Source organism: Streptomyces thermolilacinus SPC6 (genome assembly GCF_000478605.2).
Taxonomy (GTDB): domain Bacteria; phylum Actinomycetota; class Actinomycetes; order Streptomycetales; family Streptomycetaceae; genus Streptomyces; species Streptomyces thermolilacinus.
On the sequence record NZ_ASHX02000001.1, the window covers coordinates 5,261,793 to 5,281,005 of the forward strand.

Annotated in this window: 18 protein-coding genes and 1 pseudogene; 14 read left to right on the forward strand and 5 right to left on the reverse strand. The window is 74.4% G+C overall.

Going from position 1 to position 19,213, the window contains the following annotated elements:
• Positions 1–674: 674 nt before the first annotated feature.
• The 10 genes and pseudogenes from J116_RS22750 to J116_RS22795 all read left to right on the forward strand — a co-directional run bounded on the left by J116_RS22750 (position 675) and on the right by J116_RS22795 (position 11,692).
• Positions 675–2,675, forward strand: coding sequence for a tetratricopeptide repeat protein (locus J116_RS22750; RefSeq protein ID WP_051203897.1), 2,001 nt, complete (start codon positions 675–677; stop codon positions 2,673–2,675).
• A 153-nt stretch (positions 2,676–2,828) separates the two neighbouring features.
• On the forward strand, positions 2,829–3,944 hold the full coding sequence (ald, locus tag J116_RS22755; RefSeq protein WP_023589391.1) for an alanine dehydrogenase: 1,116 nt from the start codon (positions 2,829–2,831) through the stop codon (positions 3,942–3,944).
• Positions 3,945–4,470: 526 nt separating this feature from the next.
• On the forward strand, positions 4,471–5,496 hold the full coding sequence (locus J116_RS31060; RefSeq protein ID WP_028964422.1) for a ParA family protein: 1,026 nt from the start codon (positions 4,471–4,473) through the stop codon (positions 5,494–5,496).
• On the forward strand, positions 5,493–6,041 hold the full coding sequence (locus J116_RS22765; protein ID WP_023589393.1) for a hypothetical protein: 549 nt from the start codon (positions 5,493–5,495) through the stop codon (positions 6,039–6,041). The genes J116_RS31060 and J116_RS22765 overlap by 4 nt, the downstream gene beginning before the upstream one ends.
• Positions 6,042–6,133: 92 nt before the next feature.
• A complete protein-coding gene (locus J116_RS22770) occupies positions 6,134–7,279 on the forward strand; it encodes a segregation and condensation protein A (protein ID WP_023589394.1) in 1,146 nt (381 codons plus the stop codon).
• Between the two features lie 8 nt (positions 7,280–7,287).
• A pseudogene (gene scpB, locus J116_RS22775) lies at positions 7,288–7,891 on the forward strand (SMC-Scp complex subunit ScpB).
• Positions 7,891–8,997 (forward strand): pseudouridine synthase, encoded by a 1,107-nt coding sequence (locus tag J116_RS22780; protein ID WP_023589396.1) that lies wholly within the window; start codon positions 7,891–7,893, stop codon positions 8,995–8,997. Before scpB ends, J116_RS22780 begins: the two are co-directional and overlap by 1 nt.
• Positions 8,998–9,134: 137 nt before the next feature.
• Positions 9,135–9,884 (forward strand): NUDIX hydrolase, encoded by a 750-nt coding sequence (locus tag J116_RS22785; RefSeq protein ID WP_023589397.1) that lies wholly within the window; start codon positions 9,135–9,137, stop codon positions 9,882–9,884.
• On the forward strand, positions 9,881–10,924 hold the full coding sequence (locus J116_RS22790; protein ID WP_023589398.1) for an ADP-ribosylglycohydrolase family protein: 1,044 nt from the start codon (positions 9,881–9,883) through the stop codon (positions 10,922–10,924). Before J116_RS22785 ends, J116_RS22790 begins: the two co-directional genes overlap by 4 nt.
• A gap of 3 nt (positions 10,925–10,927) precedes the next feature.
• Entirely contained in the window at positions 10,928–11,692 is a 765-nt protein-coding gene (locus J116_RS22795; RefSeq protein WP_023589399.1) for a nucleotidyltransferase domain-containing protein, read from the forward strand.
• On the opposite strand, the gene J116_RS22800 is transcribed toward J116_RS22795, so the two are convergent.
• From J116_RS22800 to J116_RS22810, 3 genes are read right to left on the reverse strand one after another with little or no spacing between them, the layout of a single operon-like run.
• Positions 11,609–12,376 (reverse strand): nucleotidyltransferase domain-containing protein, encoded by a 768-nt coding sequence (locus J116_RS22800; RefSeq protein ID WP_023589400.1) that lies wholly within the window; start codon positions 12,374–12,376, stop codon positions 11,609–11,611. The genes J116_RS22795 and J116_RS22800 overlap by 84 nt on opposite strands.
• Before the next feature lie 33 nt (positions 12,377–12,409).
• The gene (locus J116_RS22805) at positions 12,410–12,820 is read right to left on the reverse strand and encodes a Rieske (2Fe-2S) protein (RefSeq protein ID WP_051203596.1); all 411 of its coding nucleotides are present in this window, start codon (positions 12,818–12,820) and stop codon (positions 12,410–12,412) included.
• Between the two features lie 51 nt (positions 12,821–12,871).
• Complete coding sequence (locus J116_RS22810; protein WP_028964424.1) at positions 12,872–13,207, reverse strand: DUF952 domain-containing protein; 336 nt, start codon at positions 13,205–13,207, stop codon at positions 12,872–12,874.
• A gap of 226 nt (positions 13,208–13,433) precedes the next feature.
• On the opposite strand from J116_RS22810, the gene J116_RS22815 reads away from it, so the two are divergent.
• The 4 genes from J116_RS22815 (at position 13,434) to der (ending at position 17,520) form a co-directional block, all read left to right on the forward strand.
• Positions 13,434–14,528 (forward strand): prephenate dehydrogenase, encoded by a 1,095-nt coding sequence (locus J116_RS22815; protein ID WP_023589403.1) that lies wholly within the window; start codon positions 13,434–13,436, stop codon positions 14,526–14,528.
• A gap of 147 nt (positions 14,529–14,675) precedes the next feature.
• A complete protein-coding gene (gene cmk, locus J116_RS22820) occupies positions 14,676–15,362 on the forward strand; it encodes a (d)CMP kinase (RefSeq protein WP_023589404.1) in 687 nt (228 codons plus the stop codon).
• A gap of 50 nt (positions 15,363–15,412) precedes the next feature.
• Positions 15,413–16,000 carry a lysophospholipid acyltransferase family protein gene (locus J116_RS22825; RefSeq protein ID WP_235617458.1) on the forward strand — a complete coding sequence of 196 codons (588 nt, stop codon included), beginning with the start codon at positions 15,413–15,415 and terminating at the stop codon, positions 15,998–16,000.
• Positions 16,001–16,071: 71 nt separating this feature from the next.
• Positions 16,072–17,520: a ribosome biogenesis GTPase Der gene (der, locus tag J116_RS22830; RefSeq protein ID WP_023589406.1), complete on the forward strand. Its 1,449-nt coding sequence runs from the start codon at positions 16,072–16,074 to the stop codon at positions 17,518–17,520.
• Positions 17,521–17,613: 93 nt separating this feature from the next.
• Here the strand turns inward: der and J116_RS22835 are convergent, their stop codons facing one another.
• A complete protein-coding gene (locus J116_RS22835; RefSeq protein ID WP_037946893.1) occupies positions 17,614–17,994 on the reverse strand; it encodes a hypothetical protein in 381 nt (126 codons plus the stop codon).
• A gap of 83 nt (positions 17,995–18,077) precedes the next feature.
• Positions 18,078–18,899: a hypothetical protein gene (locus J116_RS22840; protein WP_023589408.1), complete on the reverse strand. Its 822-nt coding sequence runs from the start codon at positions 18,897–18,899 to the stop codon at positions 18,078–18,080.
• Positions 18,900–19,213 lie beyond the last annotated feature (314 nt).

Consider the following 19,213-nt stretch of genomic DNA (forward strand, 5'->3'; position numbering starts at 1 on the left):
TCGGATCACCCGCCCGGAGATCCGGCGGGACCAGCACGTTGCGCAGGCGGACGGGAGCGTGACCCGTGACGGACCAGGCGGTGAACATCGGCGACCCCGAGCGCCCCACACCCGACCCGGCCGCCCCGCCCCGGCCGGACCGGGAGCCCGGGCACCGGGACCCGGCGCTGCCCGCCCCCGCGCCCGCCCCGGACGGCGACCCGCCCTCCGAGGACGCCCCCGAGAGCCCCGGCCGCCCCGTGGGCGAGGACGCTCCCGATGCCGCCGCTGATGGGTCTGACGCCGCCGCTGGTGCCGCCGCCGCGCCTGCCGCGCCGGAGGCGGCGGGTACCGGCGAGGCGGCCGGGCCCGGCGACACCGCGTCCGACGGGCCCGGCGAGCCGCGTGGCCGGGGCCCGGCACCCGCACCGGAGGGGCGCGGCGAGCCGCGTGGACCGGCGCGGGCCCCGGGGGACGCGTACGGCGCCGCCCGCCCCCACCTGTTCCGTGACGACGCCGCCCGCGGCCGCACGCCCGTGGGCGGACCTGGGCGGCGGGCGCATGCGCCGACCGCCGACGGGCACCACAACGAGGGCGCGCCGCGTGCCGGGCGTTCGTACGGACAGCCCGGTACCGGCGGCGGGCCGGGTGGAAGGCATGGCGCGGGCGGCCGGGGGAAGGAGGCGGGGGAACGGGTGTTCTTCGGGCGGGAGCGGGAGATCAAGGCGTTGCGGGCGGACATCTCCCGGGCCGGGCTCGACACGCTCGCCGGGCGGAAGGCGCCCCGCGCCCGCGTGCTGCTCATCGCCGGGCGCCCCGGCTCAGGCCGTACCGCGCTCGCCGAGCGGCTGGTCCGCGACCTGGAGCGGGGATACCGCGACGGCGTCCTGCGGGCCCGCCTCACCGAGCCGGGCGGGGACGCCGTGCCCGTCGAGCGCGTCGCCAGGGGGCTCCTCGCCGACCTGGGGATCGCCGCGCCCGCCGGGGCCGACGAGGACGACGTCAGCGCGCTCCTGCGGGACACGCTCCAGGACCGCCGTGCCCTGCTGCTCCTCGACGACGCGGCCGACGCCGAGCAGGTGGACGCGCTCCTCCCGGACAACCCGGACTGCCTGGTGGTGGCCGTCGCGCACGGCCCGCTGACCGGCATCCCGGACGTACGGCCCTGCACGGTCGGCGGCCTCGACGTGAAGGCCGCCGTCGAACTCCTGGAGACGTACGCCGGTTCCGTCCGCATCACCGTGGACCCGCAGGCCGCCGAGACGCTCACCGAGCTGTGCGCGGGCCAGCCCGCCGCGCTCGTTCTCGCCGGGGGGTGGCTCGCCGCCCGCCCCACCGCCTCAGTCGCCGACCTGGCCAAGCGGCTGCGGGCCGTGCCCGACGACGGCGGACCCGCCGCGCTGCGCCCGCTGGCCCGCGCGTTCCGCCTCGCGTACGAGGCGCTGCCCGCGCCCGGCGCCCGCGCCCTGCGGCTGCTCGCCCTCGCCCCGCTGGGCGCCGCCGACCCGCAGACCCTGTCCGCGCTGGCCGGCTGCTCGGTGTCCACCGCGGCGTCGCTGCTCGACGGGTTCGTCGCGCTGGGGTTCGTACGGGAGGCTCCGCACGGCCGGTACGAGGTGCCGGGCTGTCTGATGCCGTTCCTCCGGGAGCGGCTCGCCGCCGAGGACCGGCCCGCCGAGACGCAGCTGGCGCGGGCCCGGATGCTGGAGCGGACCGTACGGCTCCTCCAGTCGTGCCGCGCGGTCACCGAACCGGAGGGCAGCCCCGCGCGCCGCCGCCTCGGCGGGCTGCCGCGCGCCCTGCGCTTCCCGCGCCGCGAGGACGCCGCCGACTGGCTGGACCGGCGGGAGGCCACCCTGCTGGCGTGCGCGCGCCTGGCCGTCGCGGACGGGGAGCTGGACACGCTGGCCCGCCGCCTGATCGCCGCGCTGGTACGGGCCCTCGCCGCGCACCGGGGCACCGAGGCGGCCGCGCCCGAGCTGTACGGGCTGCACGGGCTGGTCCTGGACGTCGCCGAGCGGCGCGGCCTGCACCGGGAGCGCGCCGCCGCCCTGCTGAACCTCGCCGACCTGGACGCCGCTACGGGCCGCACCCGCGACGCCCTGGCCCGCTACCGGGCCGCGCTGGACGCCGGGCGGCTGGCGAACGACCCGTACGCGACCGGCCGCGCGATGGAATCCGTCGGCGGCGCCTACCAGGAGCTGGGCGACTGGCAGCGGGCCGCCGACTGGTACGGGCGGGCCCTCGCGCAGCGGCTCGCACGCGACGAGCGGGAGGACCAGGCGCGGCTGTACGGGCGGCTCGGCGCGGTCCACACGTACGCCGGGCGCTACGGCGAGGCGCTGCGCGACTGGCGTGCGGCGGCGGCCGGTTACCGCCGTCTCGGCGATGTAGCGGGCCACGCGCGGGCGTTGAGCGAGGCGGCGCGGGTGCAGGAGTACGCGGGCCGCCCCGACGACTCGCTGCGCACCTGCGAGGAGGCCGTCGAGTGGGCGCGCCGCGCGGGGGACGTACGGCTCCACGCCGCGCTGCGGCTGCGCCTCGCGGACACCCTCGACCGGCTCGGCGACCCCGCCGCGGCCCGGCTGCACCGCGCCGCCGCCGAGCGGCTACTCGAGCCCGGTCCCGCAGGTCAGGGGTCCGGTCCCTCAGTGCCCCCTACCTACGAAATCCGCAGTGGTTCTCAGAAAAATTAATGCTTTGTAAGGCTAGACAGAGAGAAGTCCTTCATTAGACTGGGTGCGCCGCGTTTAACCGTGGTCTGCCCCGGTGTGTCCTGCAACACACGGGTATGTATCGCTGTAGAGCGTTTTTCCCCTATACCCCTGATTCAAGGACCGTGATCGACGATGAAGGTCGGCATCCCCCGCGAGGTCAAGAACAACGAGTTCCGCGTCGCCATCACCCCCGCCGGTGTGCACGAGCTCGTCCGCAACGGCCATGAGGTCTTCGTCGAGCAGAACGCCGGTGTCGGCTCCTCGATCACGGACGACGAGTACGTGGCCGCGGGCGCGGCGATCCTCCCCACCGCCGACGAGGTCTGGGCCACCGCGGACCTGCTGCTGAAGGTCAAGGAGCCCATCGCGGAGGAGTACCACCGCCTCCGCAAGGACCAGACCCTCTTCACCTACCTCCACCTCGCCGCGTCCCGCGAGTGCACCGACGCCCTCCTGGCGTCCGGCACCACCGCCATCGCGTACGAGACCGTCGAGACCGCGAACCGCGCCCTGCCGCTGCTCGCCCCGATGTCCGAGGTCGCGGGCCGCCTCGCCCCGCAGGTCGGCGCCTACCACCTGATGCGCGCGGCCGGCGGCCGCGGCGTCCTGCCCGGCGGCGTCCCCGGCGTCATCCCGGCCAAGGCCGTCGTCATCGGCGGCGGCGTCTCCGGCTGGAACGCCACGCAGATCGCCGTCGGCATGGGCTTCGACGTCACCCTGCTCGACCGTGACATCAACAAGCTCCGCGAGGCCGACAAGATCTTCGGCACGAAGGTCAAGGCCGTCATGTCCAACTCCTTCGAGCTGGAGAAGGCCGTCCTCGAGGCCGACCTCGTCATCGGCGCCGTCCTCATCCCGGGCGCCAAGGCCCCGAAGCTGGTCACCAACGAGCTCGTGTCCCGCATGAAGCCCGGAAGTGTCCTTGTCGACATCGCGATCGACCAGGGCGGCTGCTTCGAGGACTCGCGTCCCACCACCCACGCGGAGCCGACCTTCCCGGTCCACGAGTCGATCTTCTACTGCGTGGCCAACATGCCGGGCGCCGTCCCGAACACCTCCACCTACGCCCTGACCAACGCCACGCTGCCCTACATCGTGTCGCTGGCCAACAACGGCTGGGCCGAGGCGCTGCGCCGCGACCCGGCGCTGGCCAGGGGCCTCAACACGCACGACGGCAAGGTCGTGTACAAGGAGGTCGCCGAGGCGCACGGGCTCGAGCACGTGGAGCTCGCCTCCCTCATCGGCTGACGGCCGTTCACTTCCCGTCAGCCGCCCGTTCGCACACGGCGGTCGGCCCGCACGGGTCAACGGGAACCGTCAACCTCTCGCATCCGGCCGGACCTCGTGGAACGAGGTCCGGCCGGACGCGTGTCCGCTCGCACGCGCGTGTCGGTTCAAGTCGCCTCGAACGTAACCCTTTAACCGTTTCGCGCACCCGCGAATCGAAGGGATCGAGGCCCTCGCGCCCTTGACAGAAGGGCGTTCGACTGCCGACACATCCCGCCGCGTCCGGCCGATTGTGTTGCTGCGGAGCGGTGACACGCCATAGAGTCGCCAATCGTCGGCATGGTGCCACGCTGACCTATCGATAAGTTTCCTGGTCACGTCCAAGGAGGTAAGACGACTTGTGAATGAGTCGACATTTACTCCCGGGGCCGCGCAACCAGGAACGCGGGCGGCAGGCCAGGGTGGTCCGTCGTCCGGGCCCGAGGTCGTCGGTTCCGTCGCGGTACGGACCTTCGCGACGCACCAGCACCTGACGACACCCCACACGATGAAGATGATGGACGGCCAACACGTGAACGCCATGGCCGGCAACGAGAGTGGCCGAGAGTCCACCCACTTCGCCGCCTACGACGAGCTGCCCGAGGGGCACTTCTACGACCCCGACGCCGAGTACGAGCCGGACCCCGAGTACGCGGCCACCCTCGCGCCCGACGCCGCCAGGCAGCGCCGCGAGCGGATCGGCCCGACCGGAAGGCCGCTGCCGTACTTCCCGATCCCGGGCCCGCTCACCGAGCACGGACCCGCGAAGATCATCGCGATGTGCAACCAGAAGGGCGGCGTCGGCAAGACCACGTCCACCATCAACCTGGGCGCCGCGCTCGCCGAGTACGGGCGGCGGGTGCTGCTCGTGGACTTCGACCCGCAGGGCGCCCTCTCGGTCGGCCTCGGCGTCAACCCGATGGAGCTCGACCTCACGGTCTACAACCTGCTCATGGAGCGGGGCATGTCGGCCGACGAGGTCCTCCTGAAGACCGCCGTGCCCAACATGGACCTGCTGCCGAGCAACATCGACCTGTCGGCCGCCGAAGTGCAGCTCGTCAGCGAGGTCGCCCGCGAGTCCACCCTCCAGCGCGCCCTCAAGCCGCTGCTCCAGGACTACGACTACATCGTGATCGACTGTCAGCCGTCCCTCGGTCTGCTGACCGTGAACGCGCTGACCGCCGCCCACAAGGTGATAGTGCCGCTCGAGTGCGAGTTCTTCGCACTCCGCGGGGTCGCGCTGCTCACGGAGACCATCGAGAAGGTCCAGGAGCGCCTCAACCCCGACCTGGAGCTCGACGGCATCCTCGCCACGATGTACGACTCGCGGACCGTGCACAGCCGCGAGGTCCTCGCGCGCGTGGTCGAGGCGTTCGACGACCACGTCTACCACACGGTCATCGGCAGGACCGTCCGCTTCCCGGAGACCACGGTCGCGGGCGAGCCCATCACCACGTACGCCTCGAACTCGGTCGGCGCGGCCGCCTACCGCCAGCTCGCCAGGGAGGTGCTCGCCCGGTGTCACGCCGAGTGAGTCTGCCCGGAGCCGACGAGCTGTTCCGTACGACCGGGGGCATGGCGCTTCAGGCGTCCACGCCCCGACGCCAGCCCGCGGGGGAGGCCGCCAGGGTCCCCGGGCAGGGCGGTGAGCAGGACCCGCCGTCCGAGGAGCACTCGGCGGCGGGGGAGGGCGAGACCGCGCGCCGGGCCCGCACGCGGGCGGCGGCCGACGACCCGGAGCCCGCCACGGGCGGTGCCGCCGGTACGGCCCCCGGGGCGGCGCCCCGCGCGGCCGCGGCCGCCTCCGGGACGGCGCCCGGCACCCCGGCCGCCCGGCGGGGACGGCGCACCCCGAGCCGCCGGCCCAGCGGGCGCGAGCGCCACGACGAGAAGATCACCGTGTACGTCTCCGCCGAGGAGCTGATGGACCTGGAGCACGCGCGCCTCGTCCTGCGGGGCGAGCACGGGCTGGCCGTGGACCGCGGGCGCATCGTCCGCGAGGCCGTCGCGGTGGTCCTGGCGGACCTGGAGTCCCGGGGCGACGCGAGCATCCTCGTACGGCGGCTCAGAGGCCGCTGAGCGGGTCTCCTCGCGCGCGTGGCGCGCCACCGGGCCGGTGCGCCCGATAGCCTACGGGGCCGCCTGTCCCGTACGCCCGCCTCTGGACCCCTATGCCCCCCAAGCCCCCGCGCCGCCGCCCCCTGGGCCCCGGCCCGACGCCCACGCCCCCGCCGGGGCCCGTGGCGCCGCCCCCTTCGCCCGCCGCCCCGGAGCCCGACGTCCTGGAGCCCCGGCCCGCAGCTCTGTGGCCCGCCGCCCCGGAGCCGGGGCCCGCAGCTCTGGACGTCGGCGCCGCCCCGGGGCCTGAGGCCGGCATTCCGGAGGCCGAGGCCCCGGACTCCGACGCCCTGGAGGCCGGGCCCGGGGCGGGCCCGGGCGGTGCCGGGGAGGACGCCGGGGGCGAGGCGGCCTCCGGGCGGTTCACCGTGCGGCTCGCCAACTTCGAGGGCCCCTTCGACCTGCTGCTCGAGCTGATCACCAAGCACCGGTTGGACGTCACCGAGGTGGCGCTGTCGCGGGTGACCGACGAGTTCATGGCGTACATCCGGGCCATGGGGCCCGACTGGGACCTCGACCAGACCACCGAGTTCCTGGTCGTCGCCGCCACGCTGCTGGATCTGAAGGCCGCCCGCCTGCTGCCCGCCGCCGAGGTGGAGGACGAGGCGGACCTCGCGCTGCTGGAGGCCCGCGACGTGCTGTTCGCCCGGCTGCTCCAGTACCGCGCGTACAAGCAGGTCGCCGCCGTCTTCAGCGACCGGCTCGACGACGAGGGCCGCCGCTACCCCCGGACCGTCGGCCTCGAGCCGCACCACGCCGAGCTGCTGCCGGACGTGGTGCTCGGCATCGGCCCCGAGGGGTTCGCCAGGCTGGCGGTCAGGGCGATGCGGCCCAAGCCGGAGCCGCGGGTGTACGTGGACCACATCCACGCCCCGCTGGTCAGCGTCCGCGAGCAGGCGGACGTGGTCGTGGCGCTGCTGCGGGAGCGCGGCGAGGCCCGGTTCAGCGAGCTCGCGCGGGACGCGCCCGACACCCTCACCGTCGTCGCCCGCTTCCTCGCCCTGCTGGAGCTGTACCGGGACAGGGCGGTCGCGCTCGACCAGGACGACCCGCTGGGCGAGCTGACCGTGCGCTGGACCGGCGGCGACGCCGACACGAAGGTCACCGACGAGTTCGACCGGGCCGCCGAGGACAGCGCGGATGACGGGGCAGGGAAGAAGCGCCGGTCCGGGCGCGGGAAGGAAGGGGAGCAGGGGTGAGCGACGCGATGGAGCTGAAGCCCGCGCTGGAGGCGGTCCTCATGGTCGTGGACGAGCCGGCGACCGAGGAGCACCTCGCCAAGGTCCTCGGCCGCACCCGCCGCGAGGTCGCCGACGTGCTGCGCGAGCTGGCCGACGAGTACGACACCCAGCGGCGCGGCTTCGAGCTGCGCCAGGTCGCGGGCGGCTGGCGGTACTACACGCGGCCCGCGTACGCCTCCGCCGTGGAGAGCTTCGTCCTCGACGGCCAGCACGCCCGCCTCACGCAGGCCGCGCTGGAGACGCTGGCGGTCGTCGCGTACCGGCAGCCGGTGAGCCGTTCACGGGTCTCGGCGGTGCGCGGGGTGAACTGCGACGGGGTCATGCGGACCCTCCTCCAGCGCGGTCTGGTGGTGGAGGCGGGCGCGGAACCCGAAACAGGTGCGATCCTGTACAGGACGACGAACTACTTCCTGGAGCGGATGGGCCTGCGCGGCCTGGACGAACTGCCGGAGCTCGCGCCCTTCCTCCCCGAGGCGGACGCGGTCGAGGCGGAGTCGCGGGAAGCGGTCCCGTCGTTCGATCCGGACCATCCGGATTGACGAGGACGCAGACGACAAGACGGAACTTTGATGCGAAGCAGCAGCGGCAGGAACAGCAGCGGAAACAACGGCGGGAGCCGTGGTGGCAACAGCGGCGGCCGCGGCAGCAGCGGCGGCCGCGGCAACTACCGGGGTGCCGGTAACAGCCGCGACGACCGCCGGCAGGGCGGCGCCAATCCGCGCCGCCCCCGCCCCGAGGAGCGCACCTACGACGTGGGCGGCGGCCCCGCCGAGGCTCCCCGGCGCGGACGGGGCGCGGCGGCCCGTGGCGGCGCCAAGGGCGGCCCCCGCCAGTCCCCCCAGCGCGGCGGCGGCCGCACGACCCCGGCGCGCCCGCGCGAGCTGGACGCCAGGATCGAGGAGCGCAACCGCGAGCGGTACGCCAACAAGCCGCAGCGGCCGGTGCAGCCGGAGCAGGAGGGCGAGCGCCTCCAGAAGGTCCTCGCCCGCGCCGGGTACGGTTCGCGCCGCGCCTGCGAGGAGCTGATCGAGGACGCCCGCGTCGAGGTCAACGGCTCGATCGTGGTCGAGCAGGGCCTGCGGGTGGACCCGGAGAAGGACGAGATCAAGGTGGACGGGCTGACCGTCGCCACGCAGTCGTACCAGTTCTTCGCGCTGAACAAGCCCGCCGGTGTCGTCTCCACCATGGAGGACCCCGACGGTCGGCAGTGCCTCGGCGACTACGTCACCAACCGCGAGACGCGCCTCTTCCACGTGGGGCGGCTCGACACGGAGACCGAGGGCATCATCCTGCTCACCAACCACGGCGAGCTGGCCCACCGCCTCACGCACCCCAAGTACGGCGTGAAGAAGACGTACCTGGCCGCCGTCACCGGCCCCCTCCCGCGCGAGGTCGGCAAGCTGCTCAAGGACGGCATCCAGCTGGAGGACGGCTACGCCCGCGCCGACCACTTCAGGGTGGTCGAGCAGGTCGGCAAGAACTACCTGGTCGAGGTCGTGCTCCACGAGGGGCGCAAGCACATCGTGCGCCGCATGCTCGCCGAGGCGGGCTTCCCCGTGGACAAGCTGGTCCGCACCGCCTTCGGCCCCATCCAGCTGGGCGACCAGAAGTCGGGCTGGCTGCGCCGTCTGACCAACACCGAGGTCGGCATGCTGATGAAGGAAGTCGGCCTGTAGGACCCCCGGCCCGACGCGTCGGGGAACCATCCGAAGAAGCCCGCGGCTCACGGCCGCGGGCTTCTTCGCGCTTGTGGCACGACACCAGCCGGGTTTATAGTCAAAGTGACTCTTAAGAAACCTTCTCCGGAGCGGCCATGCCAGCCCAGGTGCCCGACGGCTACGACCCGCGCGCCTTCGAACCCTTCGCGGTCACGGTGGACCTCGCCGTCTTCACCCTGCGCGACGAGCGGCTGCACGTCCTGCTCGTCCGGCGCGGCGAGGAGCCGTACCGGGGCCGCTGGGCCCTGCCGGGCGGGTTCGTCAGGCCCCGGGAGTCCGCCGACACCGCCGCCCGCCGCGAACTCGCCGAGGAGACCGGCCTGGCCGAGGCGACCGCCGCCCACCTCCACCTGGAGCAGCTGCGCACCTACAGCGAACCGGACCGCGATCCGCGCATGCGGGTCGTCTCCGTCGCGTACGCCGCGCTCGGCCCCGGCCTGCCCGAGCCGCGCGGCGGCGGCGACGCGTCCGACGCCCGCTGGGTCCCGTACGCCGCCCAGGGCCCGCTCGCCTTCGACCACGACGCGATCCTCGCCGACGCCCACGACCGCGTCGGCGCCAAGCTCGAGTACAGCTGCCTCGCCACCGCCTTCTGCCCGCCCGAGTTCACCCTCGGCGAGCTGCGGCAGGTGTACGAGGCCGTGTGGGGCGTCCCGCTGGACCGCCCCAACTTCCGGCGCAAGGTCCTCGCCACGCCCGGCTTCGTCCGGCCCGTGGAAGGCCCGCCGCGCCTCACCGGCGGACGGGGGAAACCGGCCGCGCTCTACCGGGCGGGCGACGCGACCGCCCTCCACCCACCACTGCTGCGGCCGGCACGGCCGGAACGACGGGAGACCACCGCATGACCACCGACACCACCGCCGCCGCCCCCGCCCGGCGCACCACCAAGCGGGCCGCCACCGGCACCCTCGTCGGCCTCGCGCTCGGCGACGCGATGGGCCTGCCCACCGAGTTCATCGACATACCGAGGATCACCAGCTGGTACGGCCCCTGGCGCGAACTGCCGCTGCCCGAGCCCGCCCGCGTCACCGACGACACGCAGATGACCCTCGCCGTCGGCCGCGCCCTGCGCACCGCCATGGAGCACGGCCCCCTCACCCCCGGGCGGTTCGCCGAGCCCCTGCGCGAGGAGTACGTCGCCTGGGCCCGCTCGCCCGAGAACAACCGCGCCCCCGGCCGCACCTGCCTCGTCGCCTGCGGGATGCTGGCCGCCGACGGCCCCTGGCAGGGCGCCAGCCAGACCGGCTCCAAGGGCTGCGGCGCCAACATGCGGGTCGCGCCCGTCGGCCTCGTACCCGGCCTCACCGAGGAACAGCGCGCCGGAGCCGCCCAGTTGCAGGCCGCCCTGACGCACGGGCACCCCACCGCGCTCGCCGCGTCCGACCTGACCGCCCACGCCGTGCACCTGCTGGCGGAGGGGGCCGAGCCGCTCGGCCTGGTCGGGCTGCTGCGCTCGTACGCGTACGAGAACCGCTCCCGCTACCACGAGACGTGGCTCGGCGACCTGTGGACCCGCGCCCACGACCCCTCACCGCGCCACTTCGTCGAGCGCGGCTGGGACGAGTGCCTCGCCGTCCTCGAACGGGTCGCCGCCGCCCTGCGCACCGCCAACCCCGAGACCGACCCGTGCCTGCTCACCGGCGAGGGCTGGATCGCCGAGGAGGCGCTCGCCACCGCGCTGGTGTGCTTCCTGATGTTCCCGCAGGAACCGCTCACCGCCCTGCGCCGGGCCGCCTGCACCAGCGGCGACTCCGACTCGATCGCCTGCCTCGCGGGCGCCTTCGCCGGGGCCCACCTGGGCGTCTCGGCCTGGCCCGAGGCGTGGGCCGGGCGCGTCGAGTACCGCGCGGACCTCGTCACGCTCGGCGCGCTCTGGGATGCTTGACCGGTGATCGAGCACCTGGACCTCTCCTCCGTCGTCGCCGAGCAGCCCGACCCCCTGTTGTTCGCGACCGTCTCCGGCGCGCACCTGTACGGATTCCCGTCCCGCGACTCGGACGTGGACCTGCGCGGGGTGCACCTGCTGCCCGTGGAAGCGCTGATCGGGCTGCGCGAGGCGGAGGAGACCCGGTCCAGGATGTGGGTGCGGGACGGCGTGGAGATGGACCTCGTCACGCACGACCTGCGCAAGTTCGTCCGCCTGATGCTGCGGCGCAACGGCTACGTGCTGGAACAGCTGCTGTCGCCGCTCGTCGTCCACACGAGCGGCCTCCACGCCGAACTGGCCGCTCTCGCCCCGGACGTGGTCACCACCCACCACGCCCATCACTACCGGGGCTTCGCCTGCACCCAGTGGCGTCTGTTCGAGAAGAACGACGAGCTGAAGGCGCTGCTGTACACCTTCCGCGCCCTGCTGACCGGCATCCACCTGATGCGGTCGGGCGAGGTCGTCGCGCATCTGCCGACCCTGTGCGGGACGGTCGGCGAGGCCCCCGCGTACCTGGGCGAGCTGATCGCCGCCAAGGCGGAGGCCGAGCACGCCCCCGCCGCCGGGACCGACCCTGAGCGGCTGCGCGCCGACGTGGAGGCGCTGCACCGCACCCTGGACGAGGCCCGGGACGCCTCCGCGCTACCCGACGCCGTGACGGGGGCGTACGACGCGCTGCACGACCTCGTCGTCCGCGCCCGCCTCGGACAGCACGTCCAGGGCTGACCGCAGCCGGGTCCGGAACAGGAAGTCCTCCACCCGGGCCCGGTCCGGCTCCCCGGGCAGCGGCGACGACGCCAGCGCCGCGTCCGACTCGTCGGCGAGCCGCACCATCCACGCCTCCACCTCGGCCCACGCCACCTCACCGCGCCTCACCGCGAGCAGCCGCTCCCGCCCGTCGCCCACGTCGATGACCAGCTCGCCGGTGCGCAGCAGGTTCCGGCAGGCACCGAGCAGCCGCAGCTGGTGCATGGCGTGCTTCCAGCGGGGCTCGCCGTGGCGCCGTACGTCCGCCTCCAGCTTGCGGCGCTGCGACAGCGCGTACCGGGTGAACGTCTCGTGCACCTGCCGCGACAGGAACGCGCCGCGCAGGTCCAGCAGTTCGCGGCCCGTGTCGTCGACGTGCTCCACGAGCGGCGAGTGCAGGCACTCCAGGATGTTCGGGTTGCCGCGCAGCGCCAGCTCGCAGAACCGCTCCAGCTCCCAGCTGAACTGCTCGGGCGCCGGACCCTCCACGTGCGTGGGCGGCTTGGTGAACCGCCACTGTGCCGGGGTCGGGGCGAGGAACACCCCGCGCCGGTCCGTGTCGCTGCCCTCCGTGGCCAGCCCGAACGCCCGGGAGCCCATCACGCAGGAGTAGACCGTGTGGTCGCGTACGAGCGCTTCCGGCGTGATCGTGTGCTCAGGCATGCGCACGACCCTAACGGCCGTGCGGCCGCCGGTTCACAGGAGCCGGACGCTGCCGTCCTCGACGGTGATTTTCCGCTCCGGCAGCGGCCGGGTCGCCGGGCCGGAGGCGACCGACGCGTCCGCGATCCGGAACCGGCTGGCGTGGCACGGGCAGTTGATCAGCCCGTTCGTCACCGAGCCGACCGTGCAGCCCTGGTGGGTGCAGACCGCCGAGAACGCCTTGAACTCGCCCTCGGCGGGCTGGGTCACCACGACCTTCTCGTCCGCGAAGACCCGGCCCCCGCCGACCGGGATGCCGGACGTGGGCGCGAGCACCCTCCCGCCGCTCCCCTCGTCGCCGCACGCCGAGGTCAGGGCGGCCGCCGCGGCCGCGGTCACGGCACCGGTGAGGACGGTACGGCGGGAGGTCACGGGACCGGACGGACCGGGAGGAAGCTGACGCATCCCCTCATCCTGTGGCCTGCTGGCCGGTCGCGGAAGGGAACCCGCCGGGCGTTACGCCCAGGGAACGAGTTCGAGCGCCGCCCCGTCCGGGCCCCGGCGCACCTCCAGTACGGCCGTGACGGCGGCCCGCTCCAGCGGCCCGTACACATGCGGGAACACCCCGGCCGCCGACTCCTCCCAGCGGACCTCCGCCGACAGCCGCTCCTCGTCCACCACCAGCACCAGCAGCGTCCCCGGCACGTCCCGGTAGCGCGCGTCCGCGACGGCCAGCGCAGCCGGGGCGTTTGCCGAGCAGTGCGTGAACCCCTCCAGGGCCAGGGACGCGGGGCGGTAGGGGAGCGCGGGCTCGGCGGCCCACTCCGGCAGCGGTACGACGTGGAAGATCATGCGGACAGTCTGATACGTCCACACGGCCCCGCCCGCCACCACGGCCCACCACCGGAGCGGCTGCCCGGCCACCGGGGCGGCCGCCCCGGGTCCCTGGGCGGTCTCACCCGTCAGAACGCCGCCCCTCCCCGGCCCGGCCTTGACTAGGCTGAACGCACGGCGGCCCCCCGGGGGTCCGCCCGCCAGCCCTCCAGTCCCCAGCCGCCCGCCGCAAGGACACCGCCCAGTGAGAACCGCCGTCGTCATCGGAACCGGGCTGATCGGCACGTCCGTCGCCCTCGCCCTCACCGACCGGGGCGTCACCGTCCACCTCGCCGACCACGACCCCGACCGGGCCCGCACCGCCGCCGCCCGGGGCGCCGGGACGGACACCCCGCCCGAGGGCCCCGTCGATCTGTGCGTGGTCGCCGTACCGCCCGCGCATGTCGCCGCCACCCTCGCCGACGCCATGCACGCCGGTACCGCGCGCGGCTACCTGGACGTGGCGAGCGTCAAGGGCGGACCGCTGCGGGAGCTGGAGGCCATGGGCGCCGACCTGTCCGCGTACATCGGCACGCACCCCATGTCCGGCAAGGAGCAGTCCGGGCCGCTCGCCGGCAGCGGCGACCTGTTCGAGGGCCGCCCCTGGGTCCTCACCCCCACCAGCGACACCCACACCGAGGTCCTCAACCTGGCGCTGGAGCTGGTCGCGCTGTGCCGGGCCGTGCCGGTCGTCATGGACGCCGACGCCCACGACCGTGCCGTGGCCCTCGTCTCGCACACCCCGCAGCTCGTCTCCTCGATGGTCGCCGCGCGCCTGGAGCAGGCCGACGAGACCTCCGTACGGCTGTGCGGGCAGGGCATCCGCGATGTGACGCGCATCGCCGCGTCCGACCCCCGCATGTGGGTCGACATCCTCTCCGCCAACCCCGGGCCCGTCGCCGACGTGCTCGCCGCGCTCGCCGCCGACCTGGACGAGACGGTCCGCTCCCTGCGCGCCCTCGACTCGGCCGACGACGACAAGCGCCACGAGGGCGTCACCGGCGTCGAGGACGTGCTGCGCCGGGGCAACACCGGTCGCGCCCGCGTCCCCGGCAAGCACGGCACGGCCCCCGCCGCGTACGAGACGGTCGCCGTCCTCATCAGCGACCAGCCGGGCGAGCTGGCGCGGATCTTCGCCGACGCCGGGCGGGCCGGGGTCAACATCGAGGACGTCCGCATCGAGCACGCCACCGGCCAGCAGGCGGGTGTGGTGCAGCTGATGGTCGCCCCGTCCGCCGCCCCGCTCCTCGCGGCCGCCCTCCGCGAACGCGGCTGGGCCCTGCGCGGCACGGGGAGCTGACCGGGGCCGGCCGGTCCGGTCCGGCGGCGGCCGCCGCTGCCCGCCGGTCCGCTGGTACGAACGGGTGCGAAAGCCGGTGAGGACAGTCGGTAACCTTGTGGCGGGCCCTCGGCAACCGGCCGGCCCCCATCCCACGCAGGCAGGAAGGTGTCCGACACCGTGCATTCCGTGATCGTCGCCATCGACGGCCCCTCCGGTACGGGCAAGTCGAGCACCTCCAAGGCCGTCGCCGCCAAGCTCGGCCTGAGCTACCTGGACACCGGCGCCCAGTACCGGGCGATCACCTGGTGGATGATCACCAACGGGATCGACGTGGACGACGCCGCCGCCGTGGCCGACGCCGCGGGCAAGCCCGTGATCGTCTCCGGCACCGACCCGTCCCACCCGACGATCACCGTCGACGGCCTGGACGCCTCCGGACCGATCCGCACCCAGGAGGTCACCTCCAAGGTCAGCGCCGTCAGCGCCGTACCCGAGGTGCGCACCCGGATCACCGGACTCCAGCGCTCCATCGCCGCCGCCGCCCCGCACGGCATCGTCGTCGAGGGCCGCGACATCGGCACGACCGTCCTCCCGGACGCCGACCTCAAGATCTTCCTCACCGCGTCCCCGGAGGCCCGCGCCGCCCGCCGCGCCGGTGAGCTGAAGGGCGCCGACGTCTCCGCCACCAGGGAAGCCCTGATCAAGCGGGACGCCGCCGACTCCACCCGCAAGACCTCCCCCCTCGCCAAGGCCGACGACGCCGTCGAGGTGGACACGACGGAGCTCACCCTCCAGCAGGTCATCGAGTGCGTGGTCACCCTCGTGGAGGAGAAGCGGGCGGCCGCCAAGTGACCCCGTCGGCGAAGGGCGCCGCCGTCGGGCGGGGCATCGGCATCGGCCTGATGTACGGGCTGTGGAAGCCGCGCGTGCTGGGCGCCTGGCGCGTACCGGCCTCCGGCCCCGTCATCCTCGCCGTCAACCACGCCCACGCCCTCGACGGCCCCATGCTCATGGGCACCGCGCCCCGGCCCGTGCACTTCCTGATCAAGAAGGAAGCGTTCGTCGGGCCGCTCGGCCCCTTCCTGGAGGGCATCGGCCAGCTCAAGGTCGACCGCGCGTCCGCCGATCGCACCGCGATCACCGGCGCCCTCGACGTGCTGGCCGCGGGCGGCGTCCTCGGGATCTTCCCCGAGGGCACCCGCGGCGAGGGCGACTTCGCGTCGCTGCGCGCCGGGCTGGCCTACTTCGCCGTACGGTCCGGCGCGCCGATCGTCCCGGTCGCCGTGCTGGGAAGCGGCGAGCGCCGCGGCCGGGTGATAAAGGCGCTGCCGCCCCTGCGCGGCCGTGTCGACGTCGTCTTCGGCGACGCCTTCGAGGCCGGTGACGGCAGCGGACGCCGCACGCGCAAGGCCCTCGACGACGCCACCGTACGCATCCAGGAGCGGCTCACCGCCCACCTGGAAAACGCCAGGCGCCTCACCGGGCGCTGAGCGACACTCGAGTAGTGGGCCCGGCCCCGGCCGGCCCACCGACCACCACGAACGCACGAGGAACGGACTTCATGAACGACCAGCACGACCACGGGGCACTTGGCGACGCCGAGTACGCGGAGTTCATGGAGCTCGCCGCCGAAGAGGGCTTCGACGTCGCGGACGTGGAGGGCGCGATCGAGGAGGCCGGGCACGGCCCGCTCCCCGTCCTCGCCGTCGTCGGCCGCCCGAACGTCGGCAAGTCCACCCTGGTCAACCGGATCATCGGCCGCCGCGAGGCCGTCGTGGAGGACCGCCCCGGCGTCACCCGCGACCGCGTCACCTACGAGGCCGAGTGGGCGGGCCGCCGCTTCAAGGTGGTGGACACGGGCGGCTGGGAGCAGGACGTGTTCGGCATCGACGCGTCCGTCGCCGCCCAGGCCGAGTTCGCCATCGACGCGGCCGACGCGGTCGTCTTCGTCGTGGACGCCACCGTGGGCGCCACCGACACGGACGAGGCCGTCGTCAAGCTGCTGCGCCGCGCGGGCAAGCCCGTCGTGCTCGCCGCGAACAAGGTGGACGGCCCGTCCGCCGAGGCCGACGCCGCGATGCTGTGGTCCCTGGGCCTCGGCGAGCCGTTCCCGGTGTCCGCGCTGCACGGCCGGGGCACCGGTGACCTCCTGGACGAGGTCCTCAAGGCCCTGCCCGAGGCGCCCGAGCAGACCTTCGGCACCGCCGTCGGCGGCCCCCGCCGCATCGCGCTCATCGGCCGCCCGAACGTCGGCAAGTCGTCCCTCCTCAACAAGGTCGCGGGCGAGGAGCGGGTCGTCGTCAACGAGCTGGCCGGCACCACCCGCGACCCGGTGGACGAGCTGATCGAACTGGGCGGCAAGACCTGGAAGTTCGTGGACACGGCGGGCATCCGCAAGAAGGTCCACCTCCAGGAGGGCGCGGACTACTACGCGTCGCTGCGCACCGCCGCCGCCGTCGAGAAGGCCGAGGTGGCGGTCGTCCTGATCGACACGACCGAGTCCATCTCCGTCCAGGACCAGCGGATCATCACGATGGCCGTGGAGGCGGGCCGCGCGCTCGTCATCGCGTACAACAAGTGGGACGAGCTGGACGAGGAGCGCCGCTACTACCTGGAGCGGGAGATCGAGACGGAGATGCAGCAGGTGGCCTGGGCCCCGCGCGTCAACGTCTCCGCCCGCACCGGCCGCCACATGGACCGGCTCGTCCCGGCGATCGAGACCGCCCTCGCGGGGTGGGAGACCCGCGTCCCGACCGGCCGCCTCAACGCGTTCCTCGGCGAGCTGGTCGCCGCGCACCCGCACCCGATCCGCGGCGGCAAGCAGCCCCGCATCCTGTTCGGCACGCAGGCCGGTACGAAGCCGCCCCGGTTCGTGCTGTTCGCCTCGGGCTTCCTGGAGCACGGCTACCGCCGGTTCGTGGAGCGCCGCCTGCGCGAGGAGTTCGGCTTCGACGGGACGCCGATCCACATCTCCGTACGGGTGCGGGAGAAGCGCGGCCGCAAGAAGTAGCCGCGCGCGGGGCCTCACGGCAGACGGCGGCGGGGCCGGGTGGACGATCGCGTCCCCCGGCCCCGCCGCCGTCTCAGTGGTCCCGCCGCGGCTTCAGTGGCCCCGGCGCGGTGCCGGTGGCAGGGCCGCCTGCGCGGGCCCGCCGTGCGGCCTGGCCGCCGCGTAGCCGCCGTAGCCCTGCGCGTGCCAGCCCTGCCCGTACCCGTGCGTGCCGGTCGTGTGGCCCGTGCCGGAGCCGGTGCCGCCGCCCTGGCCGGCGTCGGCGGGGTGGGAGGGCGGCAGAGCGCCGAACGCCCGGAACTTCAGGTCCTCCTCGCCGCTGCGGTCCCCGGGCAGCGCCCGGAACGACCGGCGGTACTCCGAGTACAGCGCGTCGTAGATGGGCGTGGCCGAGTAGGAAAGACCGTCCTCCGCCGGGCGCATGGCGGGGATGTGCTGGTACGGCTGGCGGGACGGCTCGTATGAGTGCTGCACGTAGGTGCCAACGACCCCGCCGCCCGGGGGATGCGGCCCGCCCCCGGAATTCGCCTTCCACCGGGCGGGGAGCGGAGTGCCCATCAGGACGTGCCGGCGAGGGGCATGGCGGCGGCGACCAGGCGGCCGTTCGCGGCGGCCTTCTCCAGCGCGTCGCGCAGCAGGTCCTCGCGGGGCTGCTGGCCGATGGAGCCGACGGGCGCGGCGAACACCAGCACCGTCTTCGACTTGTTGACGGTGGTCCGCCAGTCGTCGGTGACCTGGAGCGGCTGGTGCGCCTTCCACCAGGCGACCTGCCCGCCGCCGACCGGGTTCGGCTGGAGGATCGCGTGGAGCTGCCCCACGGCGAGCAGCACGGACCAGCCGCCGAGCAGCGACGGCGGCACGTTCACGTCGGTCACGGGGTGGAAGCCCTGCTCGATGAGGAGCGGCAGGAACTCGTCCTCCGTGCCGTACGAGCCGGGGCGGGCGATCGGCGCGGTCGGCTCCACGACCAGCGCCGGGTGGAGCGTCCCGTCGATCGCGACCAGACCGCTCGTCACGCCCAGGACGGCCTGCTGGGTCCCCGGCGGGGCCTGCGCGGGCACGCCGCCCAGCGGGGCCTGGGCGGTCGCGGGGCCCTGCGGCTCCTCGCCGGTGATGGACCGGACGGCGCCCTGGAGCTGCTCCTCCGAGACCCGGACGACCTGGGAGGGGATGCAGGTGGCGTGGGCGAAGGCGAGGACGGCGGTCTCGTCGCCGACGAACAGCACGGTGCTGGTGCGTTCCTGCTCGGGGTCGCCCGGGGTGCGGCAGGAGGTGCAGTCGTAGCTGCCCGGGGCGTTCTCGCCGGCGAGCAGCCGGTCGGCTTCGTCGTCGCCGATCTCGGCGCGTACGTCCTCGCTGACGTCGAGCATGCGCGGCACGGGTGGCTCCTCGGACTCGTTGGTGCGTGCGGTACCGGGCGGCTCCCGGCATCTCATGACGAGTTCAACGGCGGAGCGCCGGACGGGGTCACGCGCCCGGGGCAACCGAATCCGGCCACCCCGCGCCCGGCGCACCGGGGGACGGGCCGGGGGGACCGGGGGAGGGGATGGACGGGCCGGGGCGCGCCGGAGGTCTGCCGACCGGGTGGGATCGCGCGGCGGCGGCGCGGCACGCCGGGCGGAAGCGGCGGCGGGACGCGGGGGCGTGCCTAGCGTGGCGCGATGCCGAAGCAGCCGAAACCTTCCGTCAGCCC

What these genes read in the sequence shown, in the direction of transcription:
- ald (WP_023589391.1), top strand. Translation starts at nt 2,829, where the DNA reads ATGAAGGTCGGCATCCCCCGCGAGGTCAAGAACAACGAGTTCCGCGTC.
- J116_RS31060 (WP_028964422.1), top strand. Translation starts at nt 4,471, where the DNA reads ATGAAGATGATGGACGGCCAACACGTGAACGCCATGGCCGGCAACGAG.
- J116_RS22770 (WP_023589394.1), top strand. Translation starts at nt 6,134, where the DNA reads ATGCCCCCCAAGCCCCCGCGCCGCCGCCCCCTGGGCCCCGGCCCGACG.
- J116_RS22780 (WP_023589396.1), top strand. Translation starts at nt 7,891, where the DNA reads ATGCGAAGCAGCAGCGGCAGGAACAGCAGCGGAAACAACGGCGGGAGC.
- J116_RS22785 (WP_023589397.1), top strand. Translation starts at nt 9,135, where the DNA reads ATGCCAGCCCAGGTGCCCGACGGCTACGACCCGCGCGCCTTCGAACCC.
- J116_RS22790 (WP_023589398.1), top strand. Translation starts at nt 9,881, where the DNA reads ATGACCACCGACACCACCGCCGCCGCCCCCGCCCGGCGCACCACCAAG.
- J116_RS22800 (WP_023589400.1), bottom strand. Translation starts at nt 12,376, where the DNA reads ATGCCTGAGCACACGATCACGCCGGAAGCGCTCGTACGCGACCACACG.
- J116_RS22805 (WP_051203596.1), bottom strand. Translation starts at nt 12,820, where the DNA reads ATGCGTCAGCTTCCTCCCGGTCCGTCCGGTCCCGTGACCTCCCGCCGT.
- J116_RS22810 (WP_028964424.1), bottom strand. Translation starts at nt 13,207, where the DNA reads ATGATCTTCCACGTCGTACCGCTGCCGGAGTGGGCCGCCGAGCCCGCG.
- J116_RS22825 (WP_235617458.1), top strand. Translation starts at nt 15,413, where the DNA reads ATGTACGGGCTGTGGAAGCCGCGCGTGCTGGGCGCCTGGCGCGTACCG.
- der (WP_023589406.1), top strand. Translation starts at nt 16,072, where the DNA reads ATGAACGACCAGCACGACCACGGGGCACTTGGCGACGCCGAGTACGCG.